Source organism: Agrobacterium tumefaciens (assembly GCA_025559845.1).
Lineage (GTDB): Bacteria > Pseudomonadota > Alphaproteobacteria > Rhizobiales > Rhizobiaceae > Agrobacterium.
Genome location: CP048469.1, coordinates 1,661,796 through 1,673,905, shown reverse-complemented (window position 1 = coordinate 1,673,905; position 12,110 = coordinate 1,661,796). Strand labels below are relative to the sequence as shown.

13 protein-coding genes are annotated in these 12,110 nt (G+C 59.5%); 7 read left to right on the top strand and 6 right to left on the bottom strand.

Translation table 11 applies throughout. The features are described 5' to 3' along the window. Positions 1–126: 126 nt before the first annotated feature. From FY156_08465 to FY156_08445, 5 genes are read right to left on the bottom strand one after another with little or no spacing between them, the layout of a single operon-like run. The gene (locus tag FY156_08465) at positions 127–1,353 is read right to left on the bottom strand and encodes a molybdopterin molybdotransferase MoeA (protein UXS01506.1); all 1,227 of its coding nucleotides are present in this window, start codon (positions 1,351–1,353) and stop codon (positions 127–129) included. Then, on the bottom strand, positions 1,353–1,844 hold the full coding sequence (moaC, locus tag FY156_08460) for a cyclic pyranopterin monophosphate synthase MoaC (protein UXS01505.1): 492 nt from the start codon (positions 1,842–1,844) through the stop codon (positions 1,353–1,355). Before moaC ends, FY156_08465 begins: the two co-directional genes overlap by 1 nt. After that, positions 1,841–2,656, bottom strand: a complete 816-nt coding sequence (gene trpC / locus FY156_08455; protein ID UXS01504.1) for an indole-3-glycerol phosphate synthase TrpC — start codon at positions 2,654–2,656, stop codon at positions 1,841–1,843. The genes moaC and trpC overlap by 4 nt, the downstream gene beginning before the upstream one ends. A gap of 10 nt (positions 2,657–2,666) precedes the next feature. Continuing rightward, the gene (gene trpD, locus FY156_08450) at positions 2,667–3,680 is read right to left on the bottom strand and encodes an anthranilate phosphoribosyltransferase (protein ID UXS01503.1); all 1,014 of its coding nucleotides are present in this window, start codon (positions 3,678–3,680) and stop codon (positions 2,667–2,669) included. A gap of 17 nt (positions 3,681–3,697) precedes the next feature. After that, a complete protein-coding gene (locus tag FY156_08445; protein UXS01502.1) occupies positions 3,698–5,590 on the bottom strand; it encodes a peptidylprolyl isomerase in 1,893 nt (630 codons plus the stop codon). On the opposite strand from FY156_08445, the gene FY156_08440 reads away from it, so the two are divergent. Beyond that, the gene (locus FY156_08440; GenBank protein ID UXR99979.1) at positions 5,548–5,934 is read left to right on the top strand and encodes a hypothetical protein; all 387 of its coding nucleotides are present in this window, start codon (positions 5,548–5,550) and stop codon (positions 5,932–5,934) included. The two genes, FY156_08445 and FY156_08440, sit on opposite strands and share 43 nt — an antisense overlap. A gap of 353 nt (positions 5,935–6,287) precedes the next feature. Here the strand turns inward: FY156_08440 and FY156_08435 are convergent, their stop codons facing one another. Then, complete coding sequence (locus FY156_08435; GenBank protein ID UXS01501.1) at positions 6,288–6,467, bottom strand: hypothetical protein; 180 nt, start codon at positions 6,465–6,467, stop codon at positions 6,288–6,290. Positions 6,468–6,909: 442 nt separating this feature from the next. Between FY156_08435 and coaD the strand changes: the two genes are divergently transcribed. The 6 genes from coaD (at position 6,910) to FY156_08405 (ending at position 12,103) form a co-directional block, all read left to right on the top strand. Then, complete coding sequence (gene coaD, locus FY156_08430; GenBank protein ID UXS01500.1) at positions 6,910–7,404, top strand: pantetheine-phosphate adenylyltransferase; 495 nt, start codon at positions 6,910–6,912, stop codon at positions 7,402–7,404. A gap of 29 nt (positions 7,405–7,433) precedes the next feature. After that, positions 7,434–8,003, top strand: coding sequence for a peptidylprolyl isomerase (locus FY156_08425; protein UXS01499.1), 570 nt, complete (start codon positions 7,434–7,436; stop codon positions 8,001–8,003). Between the two features lie 11 nt (positions 8,004–8,014). Next, positions 8,015–8,524, top strand: coding sequence for a peptidylprolyl isomerase (locus FY156_08420; protein UXS01498.1), 510 nt, complete (start codon positions 8,015–8,017; stop codon positions 8,522–8,524). 169 nt (positions 8,525–8,693) lie between these two features. Further along, positions 8,694–9,776, top strand: coding sequence for a tRNA preQ1(34) S-adenosylmethionine ribosyltransferase-isomerase QueA (gene queA, locus FY156_08415; protein UXS01497.1), 1,083 nt, complete (start codon positions 8,694–8,696; stop codon positions 9,774–9,776). Beyond that, positions 9,776–10,906 carry a tRNA guanosine(34) transglycosylase Tgt gene (gene tgt, locus FY156_08410; GenBank protein ID UXS01496.1) on the top strand — a complete coding sequence of 377 codons (1,131 nt, stop codon included), beginning with the start codon at positions 9,776–9,778 and terminating at the stop codon, positions 10,904–10,906. Before queA ends, tgt begins: the two co-directional genes overlap by 1 nt. A 36-nt stretch (positions 10,907–10,942) precedes the next feature. Continuing rightward, complete coding sequence (locus FY156_08405; protein UXS01495.1) at positions 10,943–12,103, top strand: aminodeoxychorismate synthase component I; 1,161 nt, start codon at positions 10,943–10,945, stop codon at positions 12,101–12,103. Positions 12,104–12,110 lie beyond the last annotated feature (7 nt).

Genomic DNA, 12,110 nt, shown 5'->3' with positions numbered 1-12,110 from the left:
GCGCCCACTTACACCGGAACGGCCGCATACAACAGAGTGTTCTTTGCGCCGATGATATTTTAAACGATATTATTGGGAAATTTCACCGGCGTTACTGCCGCAGGCAGGTGACATCGTCGGAATGTTTCAGACGTTCTGGGCCCGGAAGCGAATGATCGGGCATTGCGAACCTGTCGCAAGCTCAGGCGCATTGGGTGGACGAACGATCAGGCAGTCGGAATGGGCGAGGATCTTCATCATCGACGAATCCTGCTTGGTATAGGCTTCGGCAACTGTTTCCTGTCCATCATCGACGATCAGCCGGGCGCGAACATAGTCCTGACGGTGATCGTTTGCCTTGAGCGCGGTTGCGGTCGTCGAGACGCCCATTCGCGGCATGGGGGCAAGACGGGCGATCTTGCGAACCAGCGGCTCCAGGAACAGCAGGCTGCAGACAAGGCTTGCCACGGGATTTCCCGGCAGGCCGAGAACCTGCATGTCGCCGATCGCCCCCACCATCAACGGCTTTCCGGGCCGCATGGCAATGCGCCAGAAATCGAGCTGCATGCCTTCGGCCTTCAAGGCGGCCTGCACAAGATCATGGTCGCCGACAGATGCGCCGCCAAGTGTCACGAGAACATCCGCCTTTGCGGCGATTGCCTTGCTGATTGCCGCACGGATCAAGGCATCGTCGTCAGGAATGATGCCGAGATCGAGAACGTCCGCGCCTGCATTTTTGGCAAGGGCCGAGACACCGAATGTGTTTGAGGCAATGATCTGAGCCGGGTTCGGGCTGCTTCCGGGCGGTAACAGTTCGTCGCCGGTGGCGAGGATGGCGATCAGCGGCTTGCGGTAGACGGCAAGTTTCGCGTGGTTCATCGCCGCCGCAACCGTCAGTGCGGTGAAATCGAGCTGACGCCCGGCTGCAAGAACGGTTTCACCTTCGGCAAAATCCTGCCCGCGCTGGCGAATATGTTGTCCGACCCTGACTTCGAACGTCGTTCGAATCCTGTTCTCGTCGAGACGGTCGGCGTCTTCCTGAATGAGAATGGCGTCTGCACCTTTCGGCACGGGCGCGCCGGTGAAGATGCGTACGGCTTCGCCATGGCCGAGCGTTCCCTCAAATGCATGTCCGGCGGCAGCCTGGCCAATGACGGTCAGAACGGAGCCGATGGCCGGGGCATCAGCGGCGCTGAGCGCATAACCGTCCATGGCCGACGCATCGAAAGGTGGCTGGGTGAGAAGGGCAGGCAGATCGGCAGCCAGAACCCGACCGTCGCACGCCGACAGCGGCAGCAACTCGCTTTCCGTAACGGGAGACGCCGCATCCAGAAGGCGGGCCTTGGCATCGTCAACGGGCAGCAGCGGTTTCATCAGGGTTCCTCGCGCCGGAAATCGCCGGATTTTCCGCCGCTTTTTTCAACGAGGCGAATGTTGATGATTTCCATCGCCTTGTCGGCGGCTTTCGCCATGTCGTAGATCGTCAGGCAGGCGACGGAGACGGCAGTCAGCGCCTCCATCTCTACGCCGGTTTTTCCCGTCAGCTTCGCCATCGCCTCGACGCGCAGGCCGGGCAGGGCGCTGTCTTCGGTGATGTCTACCGCCACCTTGGTCAACATCAGCGGGTGGCACAACGGGATGAGACTGGCGGTCTGTTTGGCAGCCATGATGCCGGCCAGCCTTGCCGTACCAATGACATCACCTTTCTTGGCGTTGCCTTCGCGGATCAGGGCAAGTGTTTCCGGCTTCATTTTTACGAAACCTTCGGCGATGGCGACACGGACCGTTTCGGCCTTGTCGCCAACGTCGACCATATGCGCCTCGCCGGACGCATCGATATGGGTCAGCTTGCCGTCGCCGCTCATTCTGCGGCCAGAACGCCGGTCTTGCCTGTTAGCAACGCCACGGTTGCCGCCGTCACGTCGTCCTTGCGCATCAGGCTTTCGCCAACCAGGAAGGTGCTGATGCCGCTCTTTTCGAGACGCTTGCAATCCTCGAAGGTGAAGATGCCGCTTTCACCCACCAAAAGCTTGTCGGCGGGCACGAGACCGGCCAGCTTCTCGCTGGTTTCGAGGCTGACCTCGAAGGTGCGCAGATTGCGGTTGTTGATGCCAAGCATCGGCGAGGACAGCTTCAGTGCCCGTTCGGTCTCCTCGGCGTCGTGCACTTCCACCAGCACATCCATGCCGAGCGCGAGCGCTTCGTCTTCAAGGCGTTTCGCGTCATCGTCCGACAGTGAGGCCATGATCAGCAGAATGCAGTCGGCGCCCCAGGCGCGGGCTTCATGCACCTGGTAGGTGTCGAACATGAAGTCCTTGCGCAGTGCCGGCAACGCGCAGGCATTGCGTGCCGCGGTCAGGAATTCCGGTGCACCCTGAAAGCTTGGCGTATCGGTCAGGACGGAGAGACAGGCAGCGCCACCAGCTTCATAGGCTGCGGCGAGCGCCGGCGGATTGAAGTCCGGACGGATCAGGCCCTTGGACGGGCTTGCCTTCTTGATCTCGGCAATCAGCCCGAACTTGCCTTCCGCCTGCTTTGCCCGCAACGCCTTGTAAAAACCGCGCGGTGCGGTCTGGTCTGCGGCCATCGCCTTCAGTTCCGCAAGCGGCACCTTTGCCTTGGCAGCGGCGATTTCTTCCAGCTTGTAAGCTTCGATCTTCTTCAGAATGTCGCTCATGGTGCGGCTCTCATTCCTCGTTGGAAACGGCGACCAGGCGGTCGAGTGCGGCGGCAGCCTTGCCGTCATCGAGTGCAGCGGATGCGATCTTCATGGCATCGCCAAGCGTTTCCGCCTTGCCGGCGATCACCAGCGATGCGGCAGCGTTGCAGAGCGAAACGTCGCGATAGGCGTTGCGCTTGCCGGAGAGAACTTCGCGCAGGGCAGCCGCGTTGGCAATGCCGTCGCCGCCCTTCAGGTCGTCCATTTTCGCTACGTCGACACCGAAGTCCTTCGGCGTCAGATCAAAGGTGCGGATCTTGCCGTTTTCCAGTGCTGCAACATGGGTGACACCTGTGGTGGTCACTTCATCCATTCCATCGCCATGGACAACCCAGATGCTTTCCGAACCGAGGTCACGCAGCACTTCGGCCAGCGGCACCAGCCAACGGGGCGAGAAGACGCCGAGCAGCTGGCGTTTTGCGCCTGCCGGGTTGGACAGCGGGCCGAGCAGGTTGAACACCGTGCGTGTGCCAAGCTCGACGCGGGTCGGACCGACATGGCGCATGGCCGAGTGGTGCAGCTGCGCAAACATGAAGCCGAGACCGGCTTCGGCAATGCAGCGTGCAATCATGTCAGGGCCGATATCGAGCTTCACGCCAAGCGCGGAAAGCGCATCGGCCGTACCGGATTTTGAGCTGAGCGCCCGGTTGCCGTGCTTTGCCACCGGTACGCCCGTACCGGCAACAATGATCGAAGCCAGAGTCGAGATGTTGTAGGTGCCGATGCCGTCGCCGCCCGTGCCGACGATATCGATGGCGTCCGCAGGCGCCTTGACCGGCAACATGCGCGCCCGCATCGATGAAACGGCGCCGACGATTTCGTCGACCGTTTCACCGCGAACGCGCAGCGCCATCAGAAATGCGCCGATCTGCGACGGGGTGGCCTCACCGGACATCAGGATGTCGAAAGCCGCTCGCGATTCTTCGCGGTTGAGGCTTTCCCCGTTGGCGACCTTGGCAATCAGCGGCTTCAGTTCGGCCATGTGTTCAAGCCTCCCGCTTAGAAGCCGACCATCGCCTGATCGGCGAGGGGCTGATTGATGGTGACACCATAATCGTTCTGCAGACGGTTGACCATCTGGTCGAGCATGTCGTCGCCGGCTGCCGAGGCGATGGCTGTCAACTGCTGGTCATCGTTGGTCAGCGCATCTGCGGGTGCATTGGCGTCGACGGATGTGACCTTGAAGAGAATGCGGCTGGAGCCATCGGCATCCGCGGCTGCGCCGACCATGCCGTCGCCACCGGAGAATACAGCGGCGATCGTCTGCTGACCGAAGATCGCGTCCTCGCCGTTGCGGCGCAGGCCCGACTTCTGCTCGACGGCAAGGCCGAGTTCGCCAGCAATGGTTTCCAGCGTTTCGCCCTTTTCGACGCGTGCCTTCAGCTCGTCCGCCTTGGCGGCAAGTGCCATGCGCTGCTGTTCTGCCGTCCAGTCGGCGACGACATCGTCACGGACTTCGGCCAGCGTGCGGTCGCGGGCTGCGATGATTTCATCGACGTCGAACCAGATGTAGCCTTCGCGACCAAGGTTGATCGGCAGCGCTTCCGTGCCGGGTTCGGTCTTGAACACGTCAGAAACGAGCTGTGGGGAGGGCAGACCCTGAATAGTGTCGCCCTTTTCGTCGAGACCGGAGGCATCGGCGGCAGCGATGGTGACGGGCTTGAGGTTCAGTTCCTTGGCTGCGTCGGCAAGCGAGGAGCCGCCTGCGCGCAGGTCTTCGTAACGGTCATGAACGTTGGTGATTTCTTCAGCCGCAGCAGCGGTTGCGAGATCCTTGCGGATTTCCTCTTTCGATTCATCCAGCGTCTTGGTCGTTTCCGGCGTGATGCCGGTAACGCGCAGAACGACCGGACCGAATGCACCTTCGACGACCCGCGTTACGCCGCCATCCTTCTGAACGGCAAAGACCGCATCGGCCAGCGCCGGATCAGGAACGGTGTCGCGGGTGAATTCGCCGAGCATCACGTCAGACGCCGTTTTGCCCTGATCCTTGACGACCTGGTCATAGGTGGTGTTGCCAAGGCGGATCTGCTCTGCGGCAGCTTCGGCCATTTCCTTGTTCGGGAAGGTGAGCTGCTCGACGGTACGGCGACCGGCGGTGCGGAAGCTGTCCTTGTGGCTATCGTAATATTCGGTGATCTGGGCGTCGGTGATCGCGGTCGGATCGGCAATATCCGACGGCTCAAGCTTCACATAGGTGAACTTGCGGAATTCCGGAGCGCGATATTTCGACTTGTTGGTTTCGAACCACGGCGTCAGCACGTCGTCGCCCGGTGCCTTGACCGGAGGAATGACGGCGTTGGAGAGGATCACATAATCCACCGAACGCTGTTCGTGGCGATATTGCTTGAGCGCGTCGACCAGGACCTGCGGCGCCTTGAAGCCATCGGACACGGCTTCGACGATCTGGCTGCGAACGGCAACCTTGCTGCGCTCCTTGATGTAATCATCCTCGCGGAAACCGGAGTTGCGCAGACGCTCGCTGAACAGATTGCGGTCAAACTGGCCGTTGACCGACTTGAATGCGGGGTCTTCGGCGATGAGGTTGGCAAGCCGGTCTTCGGAAAGGCCGAGATTCATCTTCGAGGCCAGTTCGTCCAGCGCCGCGCCTGCGGCCAGCTGGCTGAAGACCTGACGGTCAATGCCGAATGCCTTGGCCTGTTCGGTCGTCAGGCGTGTGCCGAACTGGCGGCTCAGGTCGGAAATCTGCCGCTGGTAAGCGAGACGGAATTCCTCCGGGCCAACCGTCTGGTCGCCAACGGTCACCACCGCGTGGGAATTCGACGTGACAAGCGATGCGGAGACACCCCAGATGCCGAAAGAAACAACAAGCAGGAGAAGCAGCAGCTTTGCTGCCATGGTTCGAGAAGCATTTCTCAGGGAATCGAGCATCGTTATGCAAACCTCAAAAGAACATCGTTTGCCACTCAGGCGCCAAGCGTGCTGGTCAAAGCGACGCGAAAACACCGGGCATGGCCGCAGCGGCGTTCATAGCCGGCTGCACCGTATCGGGGTTCCTTAAAACAATCCAAACGGAAATTGAAGGGAATTTCCCTTGGAAAAACGGGGTTTGGCAAAAACGGTTCTGTGATCTCACCCGGCAAGCACTGTCGTTCTCCCGGCAAAAGGCGGCTGCCGGCGCAGCCGTCGCATCGTTTCTTGCTGCTTGTGAGCGCTTCCAGCGTCGTTATTTCGCTGTCGAATATAAACCCGAATTCACCAAGCCATTGACATGAATAGGTTTTTCGGTATGCAGGCAAGCATCGACCTGGGGCCGAAATCAGGAGGCAGGAAGAGGTATTCGCATTCGGAGGCAGGGTTGGCCGGCCGTGCTGGCGATGACAAAACAAAACCGCCCGGAAATCCGGACGGTCGAATAAGAATCACGTTGCTGTCGCGCTCAGGTCCTCGTCAGAAGACCCGGTTGCGCTTCATGGCTTCTTTCAAATCCTCGCCTTCACGCCGCATTTCTGCGACAGCAGAGACCATGGAAGCCACGAACATAAGGCTGATGAGGGCAAGAAGCGCTGTCAGTACTGTGGTCATGGCATGTCTCCGTTTTCTTAGACGGGGGATTGAGCCTCAATTATCAGTAGTAGTTCATGTACTGATAGCGGGCGGTGAGTTGCGGATATTCCGGGCCCTGATGTTCGGCCTTCTGTTCATAAAGGCTAAACGTTGTTGCCACCATCGCGATGACCAGCATTGTCCAGGCGGTGCTGATGACGCTGATTTTCGCCGAGGTAGACTGTTTTTCTTTTACAAACATCTGTCCATTCCTTGTTCATTTGATCCGAACGCGCCATGTCCATGCATGTTCCGCGTCAATCATAAAAATCGATTAGCATCGCGCCTCTGAAACTTCCTTGAATGGCTTGTTCATCTGGCGTTCAGAAAACCGGCTCCTTACGTCAATCGAGAAAAAGGTACTCGGCTGCGAATGACGTGACGATCGATAGAACGATCATGAAAGCCAGCATGTTTGTTTCTCCAGGTGCTCAACGAGCGAAAGTGCCTTTCGGTTTCCCGATGCTGCTGATTTAAATGAATGGCTCTGAAACGCTCCTGAACACGCCATTCATATGCCGTTCAGGGCGCTGATGGGGTGGGCGAAAACGGCAAATGTCTTGCGCCGCGCCGCTTGCCGTGACAAAAGGCGGCTCAACAATGCCGTGTATCGGCGCCAGTCCCGGCGAAGTATCGAGAGCGATATGACGATTGCCTTTTATCCCGGATCGTTCGATCCGATGACCAACGGACATCTGGATGTATTGATCCAGGCGTTGAACGTTGCATCGAAGGTGATCGTTGCCGTCGGTGTTCACCCTGGCAAGGCGCCGATGTTCTCGTTCGACGAGCGTGCCGCATTGATCAAGCAGGCGCTTGCCGAAAGCCTTCCCAACGAGGCGGCCCGGATGGACGTCGTCTCCTTTGACAATCTTGTCGTCGATGCTGCCCGCCAGCATGGTGCGCGGCTTTTGCTGCGCGGCCTGCGCGATGGCACCGACCTCGATTACGAAATGCAGATGGCCGGCATGAACCGCCAGATGGCGCCGGACATTCAGACCGTATTCCTGCCTGCCGGTTCGTCGTCGCGACCCATTACGGCCACATTGGTCCGCCAGATCGCCGCGATGGGCGGCAATGTGGAAGCCTTCGTTCCGAAAGCCGTGCTCGAAGCCCTTAACAGCAAGCTGAAACGTTAGTTTCAGTGTCATATCTGGGAGCCAATTCAATGAAACTGCTGAAGTTTGCCTTTGCAGGCGCCATGTTTGTCGGCGCACTCACCGCCAGCACGCTCGCCTCCGCTGCCGAAACGCTGACCATTCAGCTCAAGGACGGCCCGGTTGTTATCGAGCTGATGCCTGATGTTGCGCCGAAGCATGTGGCGCAGATCGAGGCGCTGGCAAAGAAGGGCGCTTACGACAACGTTGCCTTCCACCGCGTCATCGACGGTTTCATGGCGCAGACCGGCGACGTGCAGTTCGGCAATATGGAAAAGGGCTTTAGTGCCCAGCGCGCCGGCACCGGCGGCTCCGATCTGCCGGATATCAAGGCCGAGTTTTCCAAGGTTCCGTTTGAGCGCGGAACCGTCGGCATGGCCCGTTCGCAGGACCCGAATTCCGCCAATTCGCAATTCTTCATCATGTTTGCCGAAGGCGCTTTCCTCAACGGTCAGTACACCGTCGTCGGCAAGGTCGTATCCGGCATGGAAGCCGTCGATAAGATCAAGCGTGGTCAAGGCGGCAATGGCGAAGTTTCCAACCCCGACCGGATGATCAAAGTCACCGTCGGAAATAAGTAAGGAGAGATATCATGGCCGAGATCAAAGATCCGGAAAACACCCTCATCGTGGAAACGACGGCTGGCAAGGTCGTCATCCAGTTGCTTCCGGACGTTGCTCCGGGTCACGTTGCCCGCATCAAGGAACTGGTTTCCGAAGGTGCCTATGACGGCGTCGTGTTCCACCGCGTCATCGAAGACTTCATGGCCCAGACCGGCGACGTCAAGTTCGGCAAGAAGGGTTCCGAGAGCTTCAACCCGGCGCGTGCCGGCATGGGCGGCTCCGACAAGCCGGACCTGAAGGCTGAGTTCTCCGCAGTTCCGCACGTTCGCGGCACCTGCTCGATGGCCCGTTCGCAGAGCCCGAACTCTGCAAACTCGCAGTTCTTCATCTGCTTCACCGACGCTCCCTGGCTGAACAAGCAGTACACCGTCTGGGGCCAGGTCATTGAAGGCATGGAATCCATCGACAAGGTAAAGCGCGGCGAGCCGGTGAAAGATCCCGACTCCATCGTTTCCATCCGTCTTGCATCCGCAGCCTGAGCTCAGGATATAGACGTTTGACCGCTTAGAGCGCCGTGCATCCGCTGGGATGCACGGCGCTCTCACTTGTTAAATCCTGGCATCGCGCTTTCGGACAATCGGTTCCGACGTTGGCGAGATGCATCGGCGGCGACCGCCGGACAGGTTTTTGAACTTCAAGAGCACCATCATGCGCGTAGACCTTTTCGATTTTGATCTTCCCGAGGAAAACATTGCCCTTCGCCCGGCCAATCCGCGCGACAGTGCGCGCCTGCTCGTGGTTGATCCGAATACGGACCGCATGACGGATCACAATGTGTTCGATCTGCCGTCATTTCTGAAGCCCGGCGATGCGCTGGTGTTCAATGACACACGCGTCATTCCCGCCCAGCTTGAAGGTGTGCGGCTGCGCGAGGGCGCGCAGGAAACACCGGTTTCCGCAACGCTGCACATGCGTGCCGATGCCAGCCGCTGGAAGGCGTTTGCCCGCCCGGGCAAGCGCATCAAGCAGGGTGATCGCATCCGCTTCGGTTATGAGCGCGACAATGCCTGCGGTCTGGCCTTCCTTGAGGCGACTGTTGAGGAAAAGGGCGACGAGGGTGAAATCACCCTGTTGTTCGATGTATCGGGCCCGGTACTCGATGAAGCGATTGCCTCCGTCGGCCATATTCCGCTGCCGCCTTACATCGCCGCCAAACGACCCGAAGATGCGCAGGACCAGACCGATTACCAGACCATCTATGCCCGTGAAAAAGGCGCGGTTGCCGCGCCGACCGCCGGTCTTCATTTTACGCCTGCATTGTTCGAGGCGCTCGACAAGGCCGGCATCGAACGGCATTTCGTGACGCTGCACGTTGGTGCGGGCACGTTCCTGCCGGTCAAGGCTGACGACACCGACGATCACAAGATGCATCTGGAGATCGGTTACGTCTCGCAGGAGACGGCCGACAAGCTCAATGCCGTGAAGGCGAGGGGCGGGCGCATCATCTGTGTCGGCACGACCTCGCTTCGCCTGATCGAAAGTGCGGCGGGCGAAGACGGTCAGATCAAGCCGTGGTCTGCCGCAACCGGCATCTTCATCACGCCGGGTTATCGCTTCAGGGCGGTCGATATCCTGATGACGAATTTTCACCTGCCGAAATCCACGCTGTTCATGCTGGTTTCGGCCTTTAGCGGGTTGGAAACGATGCGGGCGGCCTATGCCCATGCCATCGAAACCGGCTACCGTTTCTATTCCTATGGCGATTCCAGCCTGCTGTTCCGGAAAAACTGATGCACGAGAACTTTACCTTCACCCTGAAAGCAACCAGTGGCGGCGCCCGCCTCGGCGAAGTCGCGATGCCGCGTGGCGTCATCCGCACGCCGGCCTTCATGCCGGTCGGTACTGTCGGTACCGTCAAGGCCATGTATCTGGATCAGGTGCGCGAGCTTGGCGCCGACATCATTCTCGGCAATACCTATCACCTGATGTTGCGTCCCGGCCCGGAGCGCGTGGCGCGGCTTGGCGGTCTGCATGAGCTGATCCGCTGGCCGCATCCGATCCTGACCGATTCCGGCGGTTTCCAGGTCATGTCGCTGTCCGGTCTGCGCAAGCTCGACGAGAAGGGCGTGACCTTCAAGAGCCACGTCGATGGTTCGCTGCACCACATGTCGCCGGAACGTTCCATTGAAATTCAGGGCCTGCTGGATTCCGATATCCAGATGCAGCTCGACGAATGCATTGCGCTGCCGGCCGAGCGCAAGGAAATCGAACGCGCCATGGAAATGTCGCTGCGCTGGGCCGAACGCTGCCGCGTTGCCTTCGGTGAGCAGCCGGGCAAGGCGATGTTCGGCATCGTGCAGGGTGGCGACCAGCCGGATCTGCGTATTCGCTCCGCTGAAGGTCTGAAGCAGCTTCACCTCAAGGGTTATGCCGTGGGCGGTCTCGCCGTTGGCGAGCCGCAGGACGTGATGCTTGGCATGCTCGATATCACGCTGCCGGTCCTGCCGACCGAAAAGCCGCGTTACCTGATGGGGGTCGGCACACCTGATGATATTCTGAAATCGGTGGCACGCGGCATCGACATGTTCGACTGCGTGATGCCGACCCGGTCGGGTCGTCACGGTCTGGCATTTACCCGTCGCGGCAAGGTCAACATCCGCAATGCCCGCCATGCCGAAGACATGCGCCCGCTGGACGAGCAGTCCAATTGCCCGGCCTCGCGCGACTATTCCCGCGCTTACCTGCACCATCTGGTGCGCGCCAACGAAGCGCTGGGCGGCATGCTGCTCTCCTGGCACAATCTTGCCTATTATCAGGAGCTGATGCAGGGTATTCGCAAGTCGATCGAAGAAGGCCGCTTTGCCGATTTCTATGCAGAAACCATAGAAATGTGGGCGAGAGGCGACATCGATCCGGTCTGACCCTTCGCTCCATCGCTGCAGTTCGGACGCCCTGGCTTGGCAAACGCGCCTTATGTTCTTTTTCGGGATGATTCCACCGGTACGGTGACGGCGTTCACCGAACCGGAAGAGATCATTTTTGCGGACGAGCCAGAGGCGTTTTTTGCGGCGCTGAAGCGCATGGAAACGCTCAGAAAGAGCGGAAAATATACTGCCGGTTACATATCTTATGAAGCCGGCTACCTATTTGAGCCCAAACTTGCGCCTTTTGCCCAGACGGATCGCAAGGTGCCGCTTCTGCTGTTTGGGGTGTTTTCCGGGCCACACGAAAACGATAGCCGATTCGACCGTCCGGTGAACCTACCGGCGGCGGACGCCTTGCTTTCCGATCCACGCCCGGCCTGGACGCTTTCCGAATATCGCGAGCGGTTCGACCGTCTGCACATGCATCTGCGCAAAGGCGATTGTTATCAGGGCAATCTGACAATGCCGGTACATGCACGCTGGTCCGGCGATCCCCTGACCGCCTTCTGGTCGTTGATCGAACGGCAACCGGTCAAATACGGTGCCCTAGTCGATCTCGGCGGCCCCGTCGTCCTGTCCCGTTCGCCTGAACTGTTCTTCTCGGTCGATGGAGAGGGATGGATCGAAACGCACCCGATGAAGGGCACGACCCCGCGCGGAGCATCTGAGGCGGAAGACAGGGCGATCATCGCGGCGATGCTTGAGGACGAAAAGACGCTGGCCGAAAACCGCATGATCGTCGATCTGCTGCGCAACGACATTTCCCGGATTACCGAAGTCGGCAGTCTGGATGTTCCGAAGCTGTTCGAAATCGAGACCTATCCCACCGTGCACCAGATGGTCAGCCATGTGCGGGCAAAACTCCTGCCAGACATGACGGTCGAAGATATTTTCTCGGCGCTGTTTCCCTGTGGCTCGGTCACCGGCGCACCGAAAATGTGGGCCATGAAGATCCTGCATGATCTGGAGCAGACACCCCGAGATGTCTATTGCGGCGCGATTGGCGTCATGTCTCCAAGTGGAGAGATGCGGTTCTCCGTGGCAATCCGCACCATGACGCTGTTCGATGACGGCAACGCCACCTTCAATGTCGGCGGTGGCATTGTCTTCGATTCAGAGGCAGAGGCGGAGTATGCGGAATGCCTGCTGAAATCCCGTTTTGCCGTCGGGGACAGATTGTTGCAGGGGCGATAAGCTTGTG